The 18846-nt window shown below is 72.6% G+C and carries 18 protein-coding genes; 11 read left to right on the top strand and 7 right to left on the bottom strand.

Annotated features, from left to right (window positions below; translation table 11 throughout):
* A partial coding sequence (locus ACWGIG_RS23720; protein ID WP_453323655.1) for a PPK2 family polyphosphate kinase occupies positions 1 to 798 on the top strand: 798 nt, incomplete at its 5' end.
* Here ACWGIG_RS23720 and ACWGIG_RS23715 read toward each other — a convergent pair.
* Positions 795 to 1304, bottom strand: a complete 510-nt coding sequence (locus tag ACWGIG_RS23715) for a GNAT family N-acetyltransferase (protein ID WP_453323654.1) — start codon at positions 1302 to 1304, stop codon at positions 795 to 797. The genes ACWGIG_RS23720 and ACWGIG_RS23715 overlap by 4 nt on opposite strands.
* A gap of 69 nt (positions 1305 to 1373) precedes the next feature.
* Here ACWGIG_RS23715 and ACWGIG_RS23710 point away from each other — a divergent pair, with 69 nt between their 5' ends.
* Positions 1374 to 2234, top strand: coding sequence for a polysaccharide deacetylase family protein (locus ACWGIG_RS23710; RefSeq protein WP_453323653.1), 861 nt, complete (start codon positions 1374 to 1376; stop codon positions 2232 to 2234).
* A gap of 49 nt (positions 2235 to 2283) precedes the next feature.
* Here the strand turns inward: ACWGIG_RS23710 and ACWGIG_RS23705 are convergent, their stop codons facing one another.
* From ACWGIG_RS23705 to ACWGIG_RS23695, 3 genes are read right to left on the bottom strand one after another with little or no spacing between them, the layout of a single operon-like run.
* Entirely contained in the window at positions 2284 to 2952 is a 669-nt protein-coding gene (locus tag ACWGIG_RS23705; protein ID WP_453323652.1) for an ABC transporter, read from the bottom strand.
* Positions 2949 to 3824, bottom strand: a complete 876-nt coding sequence (locus ACWGIG_RS23700; RefSeq protein WP_453323657.1) for an ATP-binding cassette domain-containing protein — start codon at positions 3822 to 3824, stop codon at positions 2949 to 2951. Before ACWGIG_RS23700 ends, ACWGIG_RS23705 begins: the two co-directional genes overlap by 4 nt.
* A complete protein-coding gene (locus ACWGIG_RS23695; protein WP_453323651.1) occupies positions 3821 to 4498 on the bottom strand; it encodes an AIM24 family protein in 678 nt (225 codons plus the stop codon). Before ACWGIG_RS23695 ends, ACWGIG_RS23700 begins: the two co-directional genes overlap by 4 nt.
* A gap of 71 nt (positions 4499 to 4569) precedes the next feature.
* On the opposite strand from ACWGIG_RS23695, the gene ACWGIG_RS23690 reads away from it, so the two are divergent.
* The 5 genes from ACWGIG_RS23690 (at position 4570) to ACWGIG_RS23670 (ending at position 10678) form a co-directional block, all read left to right on the top strand.
* A complete protein-coding gene (locus tag ACWGIG_RS23690; protein ID WP_453323650.1) occupies positions 4570 to 5343 on the top strand; it encodes a peptidyl-tRNA hydrolase in 774 nt (257 codons plus the stop codon).
* A 241-nt stretch (positions 5344 to 5584) separates the two neighbouring features.
* On the top strand, positions 5585 to 6349 hold the full coding sequence (locus ACWGIG_RS23685) for a DUF4142 domain-containing protein (RefSeq protein WP_453323656.1): 765 nt from the start codon (positions 5585 to 5587) through the stop codon (positions 6347 to 6349).
* A 137-nt stretch (positions 6350 to 6486) separates the two neighbouring features.
* The gene (locus ACWGIG_RS23680) at positions 6487 to 7812 is read left to right on the top strand and encodes a DUF692 domain-containing protein (protein WP_453323649.1); all 1326 of its coding nucleotides are present in this window, start codon (positions 6487 to 6489) and stop codon (positions 7810 to 7812) included.
* A 5-nt stretch (positions 7813 to 7817) separates the two neighbouring features.
* Positions 7818 to 8852, top strand: coding sequence for a TIGR04222 domain-containing membrane protein (locus ACWGIG_RS23675; protein ID WP_453323648.1), 1035 nt, complete (start codon positions 7818 to 7820; stop codon positions 8850 to 8852).
* Positions 8853 to 9040: 188 nt separating this feature from the next.
* Entirely contained in the window at positions 9041 to 10678 is a 1638-nt protein-coding gene (locus tag ACWGIG_RS23670; RefSeq protein ID WP_453323647.1) for an alpha/beta hydrolase, read from the top strand.
* 92 nt (positions 10679 to 10770) lie between these two features.
* Here ACWGIG_RS23670 and hemQ read toward each other — a convergent pair whose 3' ends face one another.
* Entirely contained in the window at positions 10771 to 11517 is a 747-nt protein-coding gene (gene hemQ / locus ACWGIG_RS23665; RefSeq protein ID WP_453323646.1) for a hydrogen peroxide-dependent heme synthase, read from the bottom strand.
* A gap of 4 nt (positions 11518 to 11521) precedes the next feature.
* Positions 11522 to 12967 carry a protoporphyrinogen oxidase gene (gene hemG, locus ACWGIG_RS23660; RefSeq protein WP_453323645.1) on the bottom strand — a complete coding sequence of 482 codons (1446 nt, stop codon included), beginning with the start codon at positions 12965 to 12967 and terminating at the stop codon, positions 11522 to 11524.
* Positions 12968 to 13157: 190 nt separating this feature from the next.
* On the opposite strand from hemG, the gene ACWGIG_RS23655 reads away from it, so the two are divergent.
* From ACWGIG_RS23655 to ACWGIG_RS23645, 3 genes are all read left to right on the top strand, one after another.
* Positions 13158 to 14099, top strand: a complete 942-nt coding sequence (locus ACWGIG_RS23655) for a DUF4349 domain-containing protein (protein WP_453323644.1) — start codon at positions 13158 to 13160, stop codon at positions 14097 to 14099.
* A 199-nt stretch (positions 14100 to 14298) separates the two neighbouring features.
* Positions 14299 to 15687, top strand: coding sequence for an FAD-dependent oxidoreductase (locus ACWGIG_RS23650; RefSeq protein ID WP_453323643.1), 1389 nt, complete (start codon positions 14299 to 14301; stop codon positions 15685 to 15687).
* A gap of 108 nt (positions 15688 to 15795) precedes the next feature.
* Entirely contained in the window at positions 15796 to 16947 is a 1152-nt protein-coding gene (locus ACWGIG_RS23645) for an abortive phage infection protein (RefSeq protein WP_453323642.1), read from the top strand.
* 6 nt (positions 16948 to 16953) lie between these two features.
* Here the strand turns inward: ACWGIG_RS23645 and hemE are convergent, their stop codons facing one another.
* Positions 16954 to 18021 carry a uroporphyrinogen decarboxylase gene (gene hemE / locus ACWGIG_RS23640; protein WP_453323641.1) on the bottom strand — a complete coding sequence of 356 codons (1068 nt, stop codon included), beginning with the start codon at positions 18019 to 18021 and terminating at the stop codon, positions 16954 to 16956.
* 91 nt (positions 18022 to 18112) lie between these two features.
* Between hemE and ACWGIG_RS23635 the strand changes: the two genes are divergently transcribed.
* The gene (locus ACWGIG_RS23635; protein WP_453323640.1) at positions 18113 to 18808 is read left to right on the top strand and encodes a DUF3000 domain-containing protein; all 696 of its coding nucleotides are present in this window, start codon (positions 18113 to 18115) and stop codon (positions 18806 to 18808) included.
* Positions 18809 to 18846 lie beyond the last annotated feature (38 nt).

Raw genomic sequence — 18846 nt, 5'->3', positions numbered from 1 at the left:
GGCGCCCCCCCCGTCCCCCCGGCGGCCGCCACCCCCGCCGCCCCGCCGGACAAGGCCGCGGGGGTGGCCGCCGCCGCTCTGCTGGGCGAACGCCTGGGCAGTCTCCAGGAGCGCCTGTACGCGTCGAGCACCGCCGGGGACTCCCGGCGGATCCTCCTGGTGCTCCAGGGCATGGACACCAGCGGCAAGGGCGGCACGGTCAAGCACGTCATCGGCCAGTTCAACCCGTCGGGCTGCCGCATCCGCGCGTTCAAGGCGCCGACCGAGGAGGAGCGCGCGCACTCCTTCCTCTGGCGCATCACCAAGGCGCTCCCCCAGGCGGGCGAGATCGGCATCTTCGACCGCTCGCACTACGAGGACGTACTCATCGGCCGGGTCCGCGAGCTCGCCCCGGCCGCGGAGATCGAGCGCCGCTACGACCGGATCAACAACTTCGAGAAGTCCCTGACCGACAGCGGCGTGACACTCGTCAAGGTCTTCCTGCACATCAGTTACGAGCAGCAGAAGCGCCGGCTGCTTGAGCGGCTCGACAATCCGGAGAAGTACTGGAAGTTCAATCCGGGCGACATCGACGAGCGCGCCCTGTGGCCCGCCTACCAGCAGGCGTACGAGATCGCGCTCCGGCGGTGCTCGACGGACGCGGCCCCCTGGTACCTGATCCCCTCCGACCGCAAGTGGTACCGGAACTGGGCGATCAGCAACCTCCTCCTGGAACACCTGGAGGCGTTGGATCCGCAGTATCCGACGGCCGGCTTCGATGTGGAGGAGTGCCGCAGGCGGCTTCTCGAAGTGGGCTAACGAGGGGTCGTCCGCAAGCGGATCACGAGCTCGGGGCGGTCCCGGAGCACGGCGGGCGGGTTCGCCGGGATCGTGCCGACCGGTTCGGCGCCGACGCTGAGGTAGAAGCCCTCGGACGGCGGGTGCGAGACGATCCGCACCTCCGCCAGGCCCGCATCGCGGGCGCGCCCGGTGAGGTGGGCGAACAGCAGGCGGCCGATGCCGAGGCCCTGGGCCGCGTCGGCGACGAACATCAGGTCCAGCTCGGGCGGGTCGAGGACCAGCGCGTAGAAGCCGAGCACCTGTCCCTGGCCGGACTCGGCCGCGTACACCTCGTGGTGCTCGATGTAGTCCGGGCCGACCCGGTAGCCCGCGACCATCGACTCGTACGGGCCCTCGTAGGCACGGGAGGTGCGGACGAGCCGGGTGAGGCGCTTGGCGTCGCGGGCGGTGGCCCGGCGGATGCGGATGCCGTCGTTCGACGTAACGCGTGAGGTCACTCCGAGAGTATTACCTGCGCGGGGCATGCCGTGCCGCAGCCGTACCCGCGGGGCATGATCGGCTACTTTCCGTGAGTGACCACTTTTGTACGAAGAATGCTTGCTGCTGCGGTGTTGGGTGCGGTTCTGACCGGATGCGGGGCGGGGGGCACCGAGACGACCGGGGGCGGGGCCGAGGCGCACCGGCCGCCCTCCGCCCCCGTACCGTCGAAGTCGGCCGGGACTCCCCCGCAGGCGCCGTCCCCCACGGCCGCACCCACTGTCGCGGCGGGCCCCGGCGGCCTCACGCCCGTCTTCGAGCGGGCCTGGGGGAAGAATGCCGAGAAGGTCGTCGCGCTCACCTTCGACGCGGACATGACCGCCGACCAGGGGCCGCGCGCGGCGCGCGGCGAACGCTTCGACAATCCGGAGCTGATCGCCTCGCTGCGCCGGTGGAAGGTGCCGTCGACGGTGTTCATGACGGGGCGGTGGGCCGAGGAGTACCCGGACCAGGCGCGCTCGATCGGCACCGATCCGCTCTTCGAGATCGCCAACCACTCCTACAGCCACCACGCCTTCAAGTCGCCCTGCTACGGGCTGCCGACCGTGCCCGCCGACGCGATGAGGGCGGACGTGGACCGGGCGTTCGCGGCGTTCCACAAGGCGGGGGCGCGCAATGTGGTGCCGTACTTCCGCTTCCCCGGCGGGTGTTACGACGACCGGGCGCTGCGCGCGCTCGGGCCCGCCAAGGTGACGGCGGTGCAGTGGGACGTCGTCAGCGGTGACGCGTTCGCGAAGGACGCGGACGCGGTGGCCGAGCAGGTGCTGGCCGGGGTGAGGCCGGGTTCGCTGGTGGTGATGCACTGCACGCGCAGCGCGGCGCCGATGACGGAGAAGGCGCTGCGGCGGATCGTTCCCGAGCTGCGGAAGAAGGGGTACCGGTTCGTGAAGGTGTCCTCGTTGATCGGGCAGCGTTAGCGCTCCGCCGGGTGCCGGTACCTGCGCCGTCGCCCGGCGCCCCGCGCCCTCAGGTGCGCCGCGAAGACAGCCGGCAGGCCAGCGCGCACGCCGCTCCCGCGAGCAGGGCCGCGGCGGCGAACGGCAGCAGCGGGACCGTGACCGTCGCGGTGTGCGACCCGCTGACCAGGCCTGTCACCGCCGTACGGGCGGGTGATCCGGCGGTGACCAGGGCCAGCAGCGCACCGAGTGCGGTGAGTGCGATGCCCCAGCCGGTGCCGTGCAGCAGCGGCCGGTTGCACAGCGCGCCGACGGCCGTGCCGAGCAGCACGCAGGTGAATGCGGCGAGCAGTCCTGCCGCGGCGGCTGCCGTCGGGGGGACGCGGACGGTGCCCCCGGTCTCCGTCCACCTGCTGATCAGCACCACGAACGCGGTGCCCGGCGCACCGAGCGCCGCCGTGCAGGCCGCGGCGGCCAGCAGTGAGGCGAGGTGCACGCGGGCCGGGGAGGTGGCCGCGGCGGCGCAGTGCCGGGCGGCCGGAGGTTCGTTGGTGACGCAGACCCGGACCAGCCAGGCGGCGACGGGCAGCAGGACGGCGGCGGCGTAGCCGAGCGAGTCGAGGACGGGCTGGCCGCCCTGGACGCCGACGGCGAGGAAGGCCGCGTAGAGGAGGACGGGGGCGATCCACCGCTGCGACCGTGCGAGCAGGGCGATGTGGTACCGCAGCAGGGCGTTCACGTCTGTTCCCGTTCTCTTCCCCGGTGTGCCGCTGCGGCATCCGGTGCGGCCATCTCGCGTACGTGCCACGGCGGCCGGGCACCGAGGAGCGCCCGCAGCACCCCGTCGGAGTGCACCGCCGCCACGGTCAGCGCCGTGCTCCCGTCGGCCCGCCGTTCCGCCGAAGGCGCCCCGGGCAGCCCCGGGGGCACGGCGGCCCCCGGCGGTCCGACGGCCAGGATCCGTACCCGCGGCCCCGAAGCGACGTCGGCCGCGGGGGAGGCGACCGGGACCAGCCCGGCGCCCTCCACCCGGTACGTCACGTCCACGGCTCCCGCGAGCCGCCCTGGATCGTGGTCGACGAACGCGACCGTCGCCCCGGCGGCGACGCGCTCCGCCACCGCCCGGTCCAGCTCTCCCCCCGCCGTCTCGTCGAGGCCGGTCCACGCCTCGTCGAGCACCAGCAACTCCGGTGCGGCCAGCAGGGCCTGGGCGACGGCGACCTTCTGGGCGGTGCCCTTGGAAAGCTCGGACACCGGGGTACGGGCGTGGCCCGACGCCCCGAAGCGCTCCAGCCACTCCCCCGCCCGCGCCCGCGCCTCGGCCCGCCCCAGACCGTGGATGCGGCCGAGGTGCACCAGATGGCCGAGTGCGGTGAAGGGCAGTCCGCCGGGGAAGCGCTCGGGGACGTAGGCGACCCGGCCCGGACGGCCTTCCACCCGGCCCTCACTGGGTGCGTCGATCCCGGCCAGCACCCTCAACAGGGTTGATTTTCCCGAGCCGTTGGCCCCCTGGAAGCGGACCAGGGAGCCGGGCTGCAGTGGGAGCTCGATCCGGCGGAGCACCCATGGCCCGCCGAGGCCGTACCGGCGGCCCACCCCTGTGAGTTTCAGTTTGCCGTCGGCTTCGCCTGGGTGAGCTCACTGGGGCGTACGATCACGAACCCCTCGCCCTGCAGCATGAGCTGGACCGCCTCGCCGGAGCCGCCGCGGATCATCGAGCCGACCGACTGCGAGCGGTGCAGCGAGGTGTTGAGCTGGGCGCTCCAGCCGACCACCGCGTCCGTGTCGACGAACACGGGCAGCTGCCCGGTGACCGGGATGACCAGCGGGCTGCCGTCGCACACGACGGCGAGCTTGCCGTAGCCGGTGAAGAGGCTGTTGAAGAGGCCGCCACCGGTCATGCCGGCCCCCTTCACCATCTTGATCTCGTACGACAGCGTGGAGTCGAAGCACAGCACGTTGCGGCCGTTGACGGTGAGGGCGTCGCCCTGCTCCATGTCGACGATGAAGCAGTTCTGCGCCTCGTGCGCGAACCACGCCTCGCCCTGGCCGCGCACGGCCATCAGCGGCAGGCCCTCGCCGGTGACGGCCCGCTTGAGCATGCCGCCGATGCCCTGGCCCTTGCGCTCGAACTGGAGGTTTCCGCGGTAGGCGATCATCGCGCCCTGCCGGGCGTGCATCTCGCCGTTGACGACGTACTTGACCGACTTGGCGTTCTGCAGGGTCATTCCGGCGACGGTCGCCGGCTGGGCCATGTTCTCCGAGGCAAAAAGATCGCTCTTCATGGCCACATCCTCGCGCGCCGGGTTTTGCTCTCACAAGGATCCCGGCGTCATGCCCTGGCAAACTTGGCCGAATGTTCAGTAACGAGACCCCAGGTCCGCGACCCGCCACCGACCCGCGCGACACTCCCGACCCGAGTGACGTGACGAATCCCGGGGCCGCTCCGGGCCCCCGCGACGAGGCGCCCCAGTACGTCCTCCCCCTCGTCGTGCACATCGAGAAGGCCGATCCCCCGGCCCGTACCGACGCGTTGGAGACGGCGGCGCGCGCGGTGCTGGTGATCCTGTCCGACGAACGGTCGCAGGGCGAGGGCGAGGACGAGGGCGAGTGGGCCCGCGCGATGCGGGACTGGCAGGACGCCCGGATCCGCAAGGTGGTGCGCAGGGCGCGCGGCGCCGAGTGGCGCAAGGCGTCGGCGCTGCCGGGCATCACGGTCACCGGCAAGTCCGCCGAGGTGCGGGTCTTTCCGCCGATTCCGCTGGACGGCTGGCCCAAGGAACTGGCCAAGCTCCAGGTGTCGGGGACCGATCTGGACGACCCCAGGGGGCCGGACGCGCCGGACCCCGGGGTGCTGGTGCTGTGGATGAACCCGCACCTCGACATGTCGGCGGGCAAGTCGATGGCGCAGGCCGGACACGGTGCGCAGCTCGCCTGGTGGGACATGGGCGAAGCGGACCGGGCGGCCTGGCGCGACGCGGGCTTCCCGCTGTCCGTGCGTACGGCGTCGGAGGCGCGGTGGCAGGAACTGACCACGTCGGGGCTGCCGGTGGTGCGGGACGCGGGCTTCACCGAGATCGCCCCCGGGATGACGGTCGTGGTGGAAGCGGCTCCCACCCGGCACGGCTGACCCGTCCGCCTCCCGGGTCACCCGCGTCACACGTGAACGCGTCGCGTGCATCACACGTACCCATGAATGGCGCCAAGTCCCTGAAGGATCAAGGTACTTGGCGATTGATTCGACGGCGTACCGCAGCACGACACACCGCAACCACGTACGACGTACCGCGCACCACGTACCGCGCCCGGGAGCAGCCTTGTCCAGGTCCACCGCCCTGTCATCCGCCCTGTCCACGCCCGCGTTCGCCCTGCTGCGCCGCATCAACGGCACGGCGCTCGTCGTCGTCGCCCTGCTCGCCACGCTCGCCGCGCTCGCCTTCCCCGTCTGGTCGTACGCCGACCGCACCGGCACCGGCCAGGCCAACCTGGCGGCGTCGACGGTGAGCACCAAGTGGGGACCGCTGTCGGCCGTCGACCGGGACCTGCTGGTGAAGGTGCGCCTCGCCGGGCTGTGGGAGCTGCCGGCCGGGCAGCAGGCCATCGAGCGGGCGCCCAGCCAGTCGGTCAAGGCGGCCGGGGACCATCTGGTCGTCGGCCACACCGACCTGGACGCCCGGGCCCGCTCGGTGGCCTCTCAGCTCGGCGTGGAGCTGCCCAACCAGCCGACGCCGGAGCAGCAGGGCTGGCTGCGCGACCTGACGGCCTCGACCGGGACGGCGTACGAACGCCTCTTCGCGAACCTGCTCCGGCGCGCCCACGGCAAGGTCTTCGCGGTGATCGCCCAGGTCCGCAACAGCACCCGCAACGCCCTGATCCGGCAGCTCGCGGACGCCTCCAACCAGACCGTCCTGGACCACATCACCATGCTGGAGGCGACCGGCCTGGTCGACTTCGACGCGATCGCCAACGAGGCGGCGGGCGGCGCGGGCGCCAGCCCCACGGGCCCGCCCCCGCCGGTCCCCGGCGGGCAGGTCCCGCCGCCGGCCCCCGCGGTGCCGACGGGCACCCAGACCTTCACGTCGGTGCCCTCGGGGCCGCCGGTGGGCGAGATCGGCAGCCCGGCGGCACGGCAGTAGCCACGCCCGGGCCGCCGGGGCCCGGAACCTCAAATCAACCTCTGAACGTCCCCTCCTTGGGGTTCGGCGCCGCCCGCCGGGGCCATGACCACTTCACGCAGCACGCCTGCGCGGCACGGAGGAACACAGGGGGACACATGGACCGGAGGACACACCTCGGGGTGGGGATCGGCTGGCGCCCGGAGATCGCGGACACGATCGAGGCACTGCCCGGCATCGACTGGGTGGAGGTGGTGGCGGAGAACATCTGCCCCGGCCATCTCCCCGAATCCCTGCGACGGCTGCGGGCCCGGGGTACGCGGGTGATCCCGCACGGCGTCTCGCTCGGCATCGGCGGCGCGGACCGTCCGGACGCGGCACGGCTCGCGGACCTGGCGGCGCGCGCGCAGGCGCTGGGGGCGCCGCTGGTGACGGAGCACATCGCGTTCGTACGGGCGGGCGGCGCGCAGACCGCGTCACCGGTCCTTGAGGCCGGCCACCTGCTCCCCGTACCGCGCACCCGGGACGCGCTGCGCGTGCTGTGCGAGAACGTACGCATCGCCCAGGACCAGCTCCCGGTGCCGCTCGCGCTGGAGAACATCGCGGCCCTGATCGCCTGGCCGGGCGAGGAGCTGACGGAGGGCCAGTTCCTGGCGGAGCTGGTGGAGCGCACGGGCGTGGGCCTGCTCATCGACGTCGCCAACCTGCACACGAACCACGTCAACCGGGGCGAGGACCCGGCCCGCGCGCTGGACGAACTGCCGCTCGACTCGATCGCGTACGTCCATGTCGCGGGCGGCTCCGAACGGGACGGCGTCTGGCACGACACGCACGCCCACCCGGTGACCGAACCGGTCCTCAAGGTCCTCGACGCACTGCGCTCACGGGTCGCGCCGCCGGGCGTGCTCCTGGAGCGGGACGAGAACTTCCCGCCCCCGCGGGAGCTGGCGGCCGAGCTGGAACTGATCCGCGGGAGCGCACGGGTCCCTGCCGATCGGCCGGTGGATCCGCAGACGCCCCCGGACGCCGGGGAGCCCGTGCGGCGTCCCGTACCGCCGCCCGCACCCGACGCCGCCCGGCAGCGTCTCGCCCTCTCGCAGGCCGCCCTCCTCGACGCCCTCGTCGCCGGCGGTCCCGTGCCCGAAGGTTTCGACGGGCCGCGGCTGCGCGTGCAGGCCCGTGCCCTGACCGCCAAGCGGGCCGACATCGTCGCCAAGGTCGCCCCTGAGCTGCCGCAGATCCTCGGCACCGTGCCCGGCGCCGGCTACCGGTCCGCCTTCCTCGCGTACGCGGCCACCCGCCCGCTCCGGGCCGGCTACCGCCGTGACGCCCTCGACTTCGCGGAGCACGCCCTCGTGCACGCCGCGCTCGATCCGGCCGCACGCCGGGCCCTCACCCACTGGTGGCAGGACCGGACCGACGCCCGTCCGCCGACCCGGGTCACCCGCCTCGTGCGCTCCGCCGCAGCCCTCGTCCGAAGGTAGTCCCCATGTTCCACAGCATCCTGGCCGCCCTCGTCGCCCTCGCCGTCGCCGTCTCCACGATCCTCCTGATCGTCACCCTGGCGGCAGCCCGGCGACGCCCGGGTTCCGGGGACGCCACCGTGCTCGACACCGCCGAGGCCGCGTTCCTGATCGGCGGCCCGGGGCGGGCCGTGGACACCGCGCTGACCGCCCTGCACACGGACGGGCGGCTGTCCGTCGGCGGGCCGGGCGTCGTCGTCCTCCACAGCCGGGCGGCCCACGACACGGTGGAACGCGCCCTGGTCCAGGAGTACGACACCGCGCCGCACGGGGCACTGCACGCCCTCCGGTACGCGACGATGCGCCACCCCGCGGTGCAGGAGATCGGTGACGAACTCGCCGCGCGCGGCCTGCTGCTGGCTCCGCAGGAGACCCGCACCTGGCGGCGCTGGGGGATGATCCAGGGCGTGGTGTGCCTGCTCCTGCTCCCGGTGGCCGGCGCGTACACGGCCTACGCCACGCTGGCGGAGGTCGAAGCCCGGCAACCGGTCCTCCTCTTCCTCCTGGTCGTGCCCGCCCTCCTCGTCGGCGCGGTGCTCGGCTTCGTCACGGCGTCGCGTGCCAAGCGTCGGCTGACCGTCGCGGGCCGCGGTGCGCTGCTCGCCTACCACTCCGACGACGCGAACCTCTGGTCCCCGTCGCAGCAGGTGGCCGTGGGGGGCACCCGTACGCTCACCGACCCCGATCTGCGCGCCCAGTTCCACGCGGCGGTCCGCACCCGGCCCCTCCCCGCCCCCGCTCCGTCCCAGGGGAGCAACTCGATCGCCCCGGTGCTCGTCTGGTGTGCCGGAACGATCCCCGGCGGCGGCCCCGGCACGTCCTGCGGCGGAAGCGGCAGCGGCTGCGGCGCAAGCAGCTGTTCCGGCGGGGGCGGCGGGTGGGGCGGAAGTTCGAGCTGTTCGTCCGGCTCGGGCTGCGGCAGTGGCAGTGGCAGTGGCAGCAGCAGTAGCAGCAGTTGTGGGGGAAGCAGCAGCAGTAGCAGTTGCAGCAGCAGCTCCTGACCCGCCGGAACACCCCGTCGCCGCCTGCGCCCGGCCCTGCCGCACCGCACCCGCGCCCCGCGCATCGGGGTCAATGACACCGACACCGCACACAGGTGCTTTACATCGTCAACTACCTTGCCAAGTATCCCTTTTGTTCACCACGGCAATCGGCGCCACGACGCACCGGCACAGAACAAGGGATCGCGATGAGAGCACTAGCGCTGTACGGAGCCACCACCCTCGGCTCCCTGGTCCTGACCGCACTCACCGTGGCCCCGGCGGGCAGCGCCACCGCGCCCGCGGCCCCGGCCTTCCACGGGTCCCCCGAGGCGCACGGCACGGAGCTGGCCGCCGGGCGCGCCCGGCTCTCCGGCGTGAAGTTCGGCAAGTGCCCGGCCTCCGAGGAGCTGCCGGGGCCGATCCTGTGCGGGACGGTCAAGGTGCCGCTCGACTACGCGAAGCCGCACGGCAAGCAGATCGAACTGACCGTCAGCCGTCTGAAGGCCTCGGGCAAGGACTCCAGGTCCAAGAAGGCCGTCCCCCGCCAGGGTGCCCTGGTCTTCAACCCCGGCGGCCCCGGCGCCTCCAGCATGTACTTCCCGCTGGTCTCCGGGATGCCCGAGTGGAAGAGGATCGCGGCGGCCTACGACCTGGTGGGCTACTCGCCGCGCGGCGTCGGCCGCTCCGCCCCGCTCTCGTGCGTGGACCCCAAGGACCACTCCGCGGCGCCCACCCAGTCGCCGGTCCACCCCTCCGACTCGTACAAGAAGGAGCGGATCGCCCGCGCGAAGACCTACGCGCAGGGCTGTGCCCGCAAGGCGGGTCCCGCGCTGCGGCACTACCACTCCCTCAACAACGTCCGCGACCTGGAGGTGCTGCGCGCCGCCATCGGCGAGCGGAAGCTCACCTTCATGGGCGCCTCGTACGGCACCTACTTCGGCGCCGTGTACGCGACGCTCTATCCCTCGCACGTACGCCGCATGGTCTTCGACTCGGCGGTCAACCCCGACCCCCGCCAGGTCTGGTACCGCAACAACCTCGACCAGTCGGCCGCCTTCGAGGGCCGCTGGGAGGACTTCCGCACCTGGGTCGCCAAGCACGACAAGACGTACGGCCTCGGCGACACCGCGGACGCGGTCCAGCACAGCTACGCGAAGGTGCGCGCCGAGCTGTCCCACAAGCCCGCGGGCGGCAAGGTCGGCCCCGGCCAGCTCCAGGGGGCCTACCTCCAGGCGGGCTACTACGACGACGTGTGGGCGATGCGCGCCACGGCCCTCTCGCAGTACCTCAAGGGCAACCCGAAGCCGCTGATCGAACAGGCCTCGCCCCGCCCCGAGGCGGCGCACGACGACGAGAACGGCACCGCCGTCTACACGGCGGTCGAGTGCAACGACGCCCCGTGGCCGACCGACTTCAAGACCTGGGACCGCGACAACTCGCGGCTCGCGAAGCGCGCCCCGTTCGAGACCTGGGACAACGCGTGGATGAACCTGCCGTGCGCCTACTGGCAGGCGCCCCGGCAGCAGCCGGTGGACGTACGGGCCGCGAGGGGCGCGCTGCCGCCGACGCTGATCCTGGCCGCCGAGCGTGACGCGGCGACGCCGTACGAGGGCGCCCTGGAGCTGCAGAAGCGGCTGCCGGGCGCGGCGCTGGTCACCGAGAAGGACGCCGGTACGCACGGCATCGGCGGCGGCGCGAACGCCTGCGTCAACAAGCACATGGAGACGTACCTGCTGACCGGAAAGACGCCGGTGCGGCACGCTGCATGCGCGCCGCACCGGGAGCCGAACCCGGTGTCGCTGGACAAGCGCGCCCTCCCCAAGAGGATTCCGGCGGCCGTCTGATCTTCCGGGCTGGGGTGGCGTTCCTGGCGAATACGCGCCAGGAACGTCACCAAGTCATGGTGTACGTACGGGACTTGTACGTACGAGGAGGGTCAGGCGAGCCCCGCCACCAGGTCCGCGACGTCCTTGCGGCGCCCGGTGTAGAAGGGCACCTCCTCGCGGACGTGCATGCGCGCCTCGGAACCCCGCAGGTGGCGCATCAGGTCGACGATGCGGTGCAGCTCGTCGGCCTCGAAGGCCAGGATCCACTCGTAGTCGCCGAGCGAGAACGAGGCGACCGTGTTGGCGCGCACGTCGGGGAAGCCGCGGGCCATCTTGCCGTGGTCCGCGAGCATGCGGCGGCGGTCCTCGTCGGGCAGCAGGTACCAGTCGTAGGACCGCACGAAGGGGTAGACCGAGACGTAGTCGCGCGCGTTCTCGTCCGCGATGAAGGCCGGCACGTGCGACTTGTTGAACTCGGCGGGGCGGTGCAGCGCCATGTTCGACCACACCGGCTCCAGGGCGCGGCCCAGCTTGGTGCGGCGGAAGAGGTTGTACGCGCTCTGGAGCTCGTCGGAGGTCTCGGCGTGCCACCAGATCATGACGTCGGCGTCCGCGCGCAGCCCGGAGACGTCGTACGTGCCGCGCACGGTGACGTCCTCGGCGGCGAGCTTGTCGAAGAGTGCCTGGACCTCGTCGGCGTAGCCGGTGCGGTCCTCGGGCAGCACGTCGCGCAGCTTGAAGACGGACCACAGGGTGTAGCGGATGACCTCGTTGAGGTCCTTGGCCTTCTTGCCGGCGTTCGGGGCCTTGCCGGTGGCGGCAGCGCCCTCGTTCGCAGCGTTCTCCTGAGCAGTCATGTGGCTATTGTCCCGCGCCGTCTGCCGTGCCCTCCACCAGGGTGGGCGTGGCCAAGATCTCTTCCGTGATCCCGTCGGCCGCCCGCTGCCCGCTGCCCACGCACGCGGGGATCCCCACGCCGTCGTAAGCGGCTCCGCAGACCCGCAGTCCCGGCAGTTTCGCGACGGCCTCGCGGATGCGGGCGACGCGGGAGAGGTGGCCGACGGGGTACTGGGGCAGTCCGCCGATCCACCGGGTGACCCGGGTCTCCACGGGCTTCGCCGCGAGCCCGGTGGCGGCACCCAGGTCCCGCAGCGAGACGTCGACGAGCTCGGAGTCGTCGCGGTGCAGGTGCTCCTCCTCGCCGTACCGGCCGACGGAGGTCCGCAGGACGAAAAGGTCCGGGGCGTGCTCGCTCACCCACCCCCACTTGCGGGAGGAGAAGGTGGAGGCCTTGATGGTGTGCCCGTCGACGGGCGGCACCAGGAACCCCGACCCCTCGGGCAGCACGGCGTCGACCTCCTTGCGCGAGAACGCCATGGTGACCAGCGCCATCGACGCGTACTCGACGCCCTGGAGTTCGGCCGCCGCGGCCGGGGACTCGTCGGCGAGGAGGGCGGAGGCGGACCAGGCGGGGGCGGCGAGGACGACGCCGTCCGCCCGGAAGGTCTCGCCGTCGGTACGGACGAGCCAGTGGGACGCGGTCCTGGTCAGGGCCAGTACGGGGGTCTCGGTGAGGATCCGGCCGCCCCCGGCCCGTACCGCGGCGGCAACGGCGTCGGGGAGGGTGCCGATGCCGCCGTCGATCCCCATGAAGACGGGGCCTGTCCGCCGGTCGGCGGCGGCCCGCCGCTGGAGCTCCCGCACGCCCTCCAGCAGGGAGTCGTGCGAGGTGGCCGCGTCGTACAGCGTCGGCACGGCGGCCCGCATCGACGTCCGGTAGACGTCTCCCGCGTACACGCCGCCGAGCAGCGGCTCGACGAGCCGGTCGACGACCTCGCGGCCGAGCCGGGCGGCGACGTACTCGCCGATCGCCATGTCGTCGCCGACCTCGGTACGCGGCAGGGCGCGGTCCTGCTCGATCCGGGCGAGGCCCTCGGCGGACAGCACCCCGGTCAGCACGGCCGGATCCCCCGGCACGCCCATCACGTGGCCCTTGGGCATCGGGGTCAGCACGCCCCGGTTCCAGAGGGAGGCACTGGCGGTGGACGGCGGCTGAAGACGCTCACCGATCCCGACCGCACGGGCAAGGTCGACGGCCTCGGGCCGCCTGGCCAGCATCGACTCGGCGCCGAAGTCGACGGGGGCGCCCGCGATCTCCCCCGCCTCCAGCTTGCCGCCGAGCCGGGCCGAGCCCTCCAGTACGGTCACCCGCGCGCCGGATCCGACCAGCCGGTGGGCGGCGGCCAGCCCGGAGACACCGCCGCCGACGACGACCACATGAGCCTTGTTCCCGTCCGTACCGTTCATGCCCCCACTCTCTCAAATCCCCCGCCGAGTCCCGTCCGTGACCGGTTCGGAGCCGCTTCGGGACCGGAAAAGGGCAACCCCCGCGCCCGTCCCGTACGTCGAACCTGCAACACCCATCACCATCTTCGGGGGGACCGGAATGCGTGCAGCAGTACGTACGACAGCTCGTGCGGCAGGACGTCACAGGCGCATGTCCTGGGTGGGAGCGGCGGTGGTCGCGGCAACACTCGCGGTCGGAGGCTGCGCGGGCGGCGGCAGCGACGCGAGCGGCAGCAAGGCGGACCGCGGAGCTGCGGCACCGCAGAACCGGCAGCCCGCGGAGCGGGGCACGGGGGCGGGCGGGGCCGCCGACCAGTCGAAGCCGGACTCGGGCCCGGGCTCCGGGGCGGCGCGGCCGAAGGCTCCGTCGGCCGCCCAGACCCACGTCATCCGCACCGCCGAACTCCACATCCAGGTGAGGAGCGCGACGGAGGCGCTGGCCAAGGCCCGTACGACGGCCGAGTCGGCGGGCGGCCTGGTAGGCACCGAATCGACCGAACGCGACTCCTCGGGCCACGTCTCCTCACGCATCTCGCTGCGCGTCCCGCAGGACAAGTACTCCGAGACGCTGACCACGCTGGAGAACAGCGGCGGCAAGCTGCTGGCCCGCAAGGCGGAGGCGAAGGACGTCACCGACCAGGTGGTGGACATCACCAGCCGGATCAAGTCGCAGCGGGTGAGCGTGGCGAGGGTCCAGGAGTTCATGGACCGGGCGACGAAACTGAGCGACGTGGTCTCTCTCGAAGCTGAACTCTCCACCCGCCAGGCAGAGTTGGAGTCCTTGATCGCCCAGCAGTCCACCCTCAAGGACAGCACCGGCATGGCGACGATCACCCTCGTCATCTCCGAGCCCGCGCCGAAGAAGAAGCCGGTGGTGGTGGTGGACGACGAGCCGGGATTCGTGGACGCCCTGGACGGCGGCTGGCAGGCGTTCCTCACGACGGTGCGGTGGATCGCGATGGTGGTGGGAGCGGTGGCGCCGTTCGCGGCGGCGCTGGCGCTGCTGTACCTGCTGTGGCGACGGCTGGTGGCCCCGCTCCGGGAACGCCGCACGCCGGGGCGGACGCGGAGGGCGGAGCCGGAGTCGGAGTAACACCCGGGGCGGGGTGTGTCCGTGCGGGTGCGTGGGGAGCTGGTCGCGCAGTTCCCCGCGCCCCTTACGGGGCACGTCAGCCTGTCCGCGCAACTTCAGCCCGTCCGGCCGTCCGGCGTTCGAGGACGCGCGGCGCAGCCGTGCACCGGGCGAAGCCCGGGACGCCCGCCCCCACCCCCGCCACGCATACCGTGTGCCCATGACCACCACCACCCCGCAGACCCTCATCGTGATCGGCGGCGACGCGGCCGGCATGTCCGCCGCCTCGCAGGCCCGCAGGCTCAGGAAGCCCGACGAGCTCAAGATCATCGCGTTCGAGCGCGGCCACTTCACCTCGTACTCCGCCTGCGGGATCCCGTACTGGGTGGGCGGCGACGTGAAGTCCCCCGACGACCTCATCGCCCGTACCCCCGACGAGCACCGCGCCCGCGAGATCGACCTGCGCATGCAGACGGAGGTCACCGAGATCGACGTCGAGGGGCGCCGGGTGAAGTCCCGCAACCTCAAGACCGGCAACGACGTCTGGACCCACTACGACAAGCTCGTCATCGCCACCGGCGCCCGCCCGGTCCGCCCGCCGATCCCCGGCATCGACGCCCCGGGCGTGCACGGCGTGCAGACCCTGGACGACGGCCAGGCGCTGATCGACACCCTCAAGGGCACCCCGGGCCGCCGCGCGGTCGTCGTGGGCGCGGGCTACATCGGCGTGGAGATGGCCGAGGCGATGGTCAAGCGCGGGTACGAGGTCACCGTCCTGAACCGCGGCGAGCAGCCGATGGCCACCCTCGACCCGGACATGGGCGCCCTCGTCCACGAGGCGATGAACGGCATGGGCATCACCACCGTCTCGGACGCCGAGGTCACCGAGATCCTCACGGACTCGGAAGGCCGCGCCTGCGGAGTCGCCACCGAAGAGTCCACCTACCCGGCGGACGTGGTGGTCCTGGGCATCGGCGTCGCCCCGGAAACCACCCTCGCGAAGGCGGCCGGTCTCCCCCTCGGCGATTCCGGCGGCCTGCTCACCGACCTGTCCATGCGCGTCCGGGGCCACCAGGACATCTGGGCGGGCGGCGACTGCGTCGAGGTCCTCGACCTGGTCTCGGGACGCCTGCGCCACATCGCCCTCGGTACGCACGCCAACAAGCACGGCCAGATCATCGGCTCCAACGTCGGCGGCGACTACGCCACCTTCCCCGGCGTCGTCGGCACCGCCGTCAGCAAGGTCTGCGACCTGGAGATCGCCCGCACGGGTCTGCGCGAGAAGGACGCCAGGGCAGAAGGGCTCCAGTTCGTCACCGTACGCATCGAGTCGACGAGCCGTGCGGGCTACTACCCCGGCGCCTCCCTCATGACGGTCAAGATGACCGCCGAACGCCGCACCGGCCGCCTGCTCGGCGTCCAGATCGTCGGCCGCGAGGGCGCCGCCAAGCGCGTCGACATCGCGGCGGTCGCCCTCACGGCGAACATGACGGTCGAGTCGATGACCGCCCTCGACCTGGGTTACGCCCCGCCGTTCTCCCCGGTCTGGGACCCGGTCCTGGTCGCGGCCCGCAAAGCGGCGGCGGCGGTCCGCAAGGCGGGGGCGTAGCACCGACGAAGGTCTGTGCCCCGTAGACCTTCGGCCGATGTCCGGAGCCACTCCGCCTGCGCCAGAGTTCGGACCGAGAGGTACGGATCACGGTTCCAGGGAGGCGCAGTGCGCAACGAAGGACTCAGCCGGGCGGGCTTTCTCGCCGGTACGGCGGCGGCGACGATCGCGGCGGTCGCCGGGCTGCCCGGCACGGCGTCGGCGACCGGGCGCCCGCACCCCGACCCGGGGCGCCCCGGTCCGACGCGCCCCGGCCTGACCCACCGGGGCGTCGGCTACGAGGTCGAGGACGGCGAGTTCCCCGAGACCGGCTGGCACTCGGGCCGCATGCGCCGGGACGTCCGCGTCATCGCGGACGAGCTGCACGCGAGCTCCGTCTCCGTATTCGGCACAGGTGTCGAGCGGCTCGCGGCCACCGCGTCCGAGGCGGCGGAGCGCGGGCTGCACGTCTGGCTCCAGCCGCGCCTCGCCGACGTACCGCACGCGGAGATCCTCGACCACCTCGCCGAGACCGGCCGGGTCGCCGAGCGGCTGCGTCGGCAGGGCGCGAAGGTGGAGCTCAGCGTGGGCTGCGAGTTCGTCCTCTTCGTGCCCGGGATCGTGCCGGGGGCGAACGCCGTCGAGCGGATCAAGAACCTCACGGAGGGGAACTTCGACCCGGAGCGGATGGCGCGCCGCCTGCGCGAGTTCACCGCCCGCGCGGCGAGGACCGGCCGGTCCGTCTTCCACGGCCCTCTGACGTACGGAGCGGCGGAGGGCGACGACGTCGACTGGCGGCTCTTCGACGTCGTCAGCGTCAACTACTACGGCTACCACGCCCAACGCAGCGGCTACGTCGAGGACTTGAAGCCGTATCTGCGCTGGGGCAAGCCCGTCGCCGTCACCGAGTTCGGCACCTGCACCTTCAAGGGTGCGCCCGAGCAGGGCGGCATGGGCTGGGACTCCGTGGACTACACCAAGGACCCGCCGGAGATCGTCGGCGCTCTGGTCCGCAGCGAGCGCGCCCAGGCCGCGTACCTCACCGACGTGCTCGACGTCTTCGAGTCGATGAACCTCTACGCGGCGCAGGCCTACCAGTTCGTCACGTCCGACGCCCCGCACCGGCCGCACGATCCGCTGCACGACCTGGACCTGGCCTCGTACAGCCTCGTCAAGTCGCTCTGGCAGCAGCCCGGGCGGCCGACCGCCGACTGGCACTGGGAGCGGAAGGAAGCCTTCCATGCCCTGGCCCGGCACTACGGCCGGGCCAGGCGCCGCTGAGGGGCCCTACTTCGCGGTCTGCGTGTGGACGTACTCCACCAGCCGCGACAGCGCGTCCGGGTCCATCGAGGGCAGCACGCCGTGCCCGAGGTTGAAGACGTGCCCCTCCAGGCCCTTGGCGGCCTGCAGCACCTCGTCCGTCTTCGCCCTCACGGCCTCCGGTCCCGCGAAGAGGACGGCGGGGTCGAGGTTGCCCTGGAGCGCCTTGCCGGGGCCGACCCGGCGCGCGGCCTCGTCCAGCGGAACCCGCCAGTCGACGCCGACGACGTCGGCACCGGCCTCGCCCATGAGTCCGAGCAGTTCGCCCGTACCCACACCGAAGTGGATGCGCGGGACGTCGTAGGAGGCGACCGCGTCGAAGACCTTCGCCGACGCGGGCAGCACGGAGCGGACGTAGTCGGCGGGGGCCAGCGCGCCCACCCACGAGTCGAAGAGCTGGACGGCGGAGGCGCCGGCCTCGATCTGCACCTTGAGGAAGTCGCCGGTGATGGAGGCGAGCCGGTCCACGAGGTCGGCCCACAGCTGCGGGTCGCCGTACATCATGGCCTTGGTGTTCTCGTGGTTGCGGGACGGGCCGCCCTCGACGAGGTAGCTCGCGAGGGTGAAGGGCGCGCCCGCGAATCCGATGAGCGGGGTCTCGCCCAGTTCCTCCACCAGCATCCCGATCGCCTCGGAGACGTACCAGACGTCCTCGGGGGCCAGGTCGCGCAGCCGGTCCAGGTCGGCGCGGGTGCGGATCGGGTCGGCGACGACCGGTCCGACGCCCGGCTTGATGTCCAGGTCGATGCCGATGGCCTTCAGCGGGACGACGATGTCGCTGAAGTAGATCGCCGCGTCGACCTTGTGGCGGCGCACCGGCTGGAGGGTGATCTCCTTGACCAGCTCGGGCCGCATGCACGAATCCAGCATCCCGATGCCCTCGCGCACCTTCAGGTACTCGGGCAGCGAGCGCCCCGCCTGCCGCATGAACCACACCGGCGTGTGCGGCACCGCCTCACGCCTGCACGCCTTCATGAAGGCCGAGTCGTACGTCTTGCTCTGGGGGCGGCCCGTGGGGCTTTCGTTGGCACTCACGCCCAGAATCTTCGCACGCGCGCGGATCCACTCACCCCGGGCCGGGTGTCTCTCCCCGCGTAGGGGTCCCCTTCCGCCTACCCTTCCCCGCATGGCTCCGGCTCAGGGACGATTTTCAGATGACGCGCACGGTCACCCGCATGGCAGCGACAGCAGGGACGGTACGGAGGAGAACACTGCCCCGCTCCCCTTCCGGCAGGCGGTGGACGCACTGCGGGCCGCCCGGCTGCGTCCCGAGGTGGAGGTCGACCCGACCAAGGCCCCCAAGCGGCTCGCGCCGTTCGCGTACGCCCTGGAGGCGGCGGCCGTCGACGGCGACGAGGACCTGGCCGACGGCCGGCTCGTACTCCTCCACGACCCGGCGGGCCACGACGCCTGGCAGGGCACCTTCCGGCTGGTGACACTCGTACGGGCGGAACTGGAGCCGGAGATGGCCGCCGACCCGCTCCTGCCGGAGGTCTGCTGGTCGTGGCTGACCGGTGCGATGGAGGCACGCGGGCTGTCGTACGGGGAGGCGAGCGGCACCGTCACCCGGGCCGGTTCGCACTACTTCGGCGGGCTCTCCGACCGGCGGCCCGCCACCCAGATCGAGATCCGGGCGTCCTGGACCCCGCGCGAGGGGCTCGGCGGGGTGCCCGACACGGCGTCCTACCTGGCGGCCTGGTGCGATCTGCTGTGCCAGGTCGCGGGGCTGCCCCCGGCTCCGGCGAGCGGTCCCGATGCGGGGCTCCAGTCCCTGCCGGGCGTGGTGTCGCTGCCGCAGCGACGCGGCCCGCAGTCCCTCTGACGCACTCTCAGGGGCTGCCGGTGCGCATGGTGCGCGCC

The sequence above is a fragment of the Streptomyces sp. NPDC054863 genome (assembly GCF_053610825.1).
The sequence above is the reverse complement of the archived record's forward strand: the minus strand, read 5'-3'. Positions and strand labels throughout refer to the sequence as shown.

Coding starts and splice junctions, on each gene's coding strand:
- ACWGIG_RS23650 (WP_453323643.1), top strand. CDS start 14,299: ATGACCACCACCACCCCGCAGACCCTCATCGTGATCGGCGGCGACGCG.
- ACWGIG_RS23670 (WP_453323647.1), top strand. CDS start 9,041: ATGAGAGCACTAGCGCTGTACGGAGCCACCACCCTCGGCTCCCTGGTC.
- ACWGIG_RS23715 (WP_453323654.1), bottom strand. CDS start 1,304: ATGCCCCGCGCAGGTAATACTCTCGGAGTGACCTCACGCGTTACGTCG.
- ACWGIG_RS23690 (WP_453323650.1), top strand. CDS start 4,570: ATGTTCAGTAACGAGACCCCAGGTCCGCGACCCGCCACCGACCCGCGC.
- ACWGIG_RS23695 (WP_453323651.1), bottom strand. CDS start 4,498: ATGAAGAGCGATCTTTTTGCCTCGGAGAACATGGCCCAGCCGGCGACC.
- ACWGIG_RS23710 (WP_453323653.1), top strand. CDS start 1,374: ATGCTTGCTGCTGCGGTGTTGGGTGCGGTTCTGACCGGATGCGGGGCG.
- hemQ (WP_453323646.1), bottom strand. CDS start 11,517: ATGACTGCTCAGGAGAACGCTGCGAACGAGGGCGCTGCCGCCACCGGC.
- ACWGIG_RS23680 (WP_453323649.1), top strand. CDS start 6,487: ATGGACCGGAGGACACACCTCGGGGTGGGGATCGGCTGGCGCCCGGAG.
- ACWGIG_RS23655 (WP_453323644.1), top strand. CDS start 13,158: ATGTCCTGGGTGGGAGCGGCGGTGGTCGCGGCAACACTCGCGGTCGGA.
- hemG (WP_453323645.1), bottom strand. CDS start 12,967: ATGAACGGTACGGACGGGAACAAGGCTCATGTGGTCGTCGTCGGCGGC.
- ACWGIG_RS23675 (WP_453323648.1), top strand. CDS start 7,818: ATGTTCCACAGCATCCTGGCCGCCCTCGTCGCCCTCGCCGTCGCCGTC.
- ACWGIG_RS23635 (WP_453323640.1), top strand. CDS start 18,113: ATGGCTCCGGCTCAGGGACGATTTTCAGATGACGCGCACGGTCACCCG.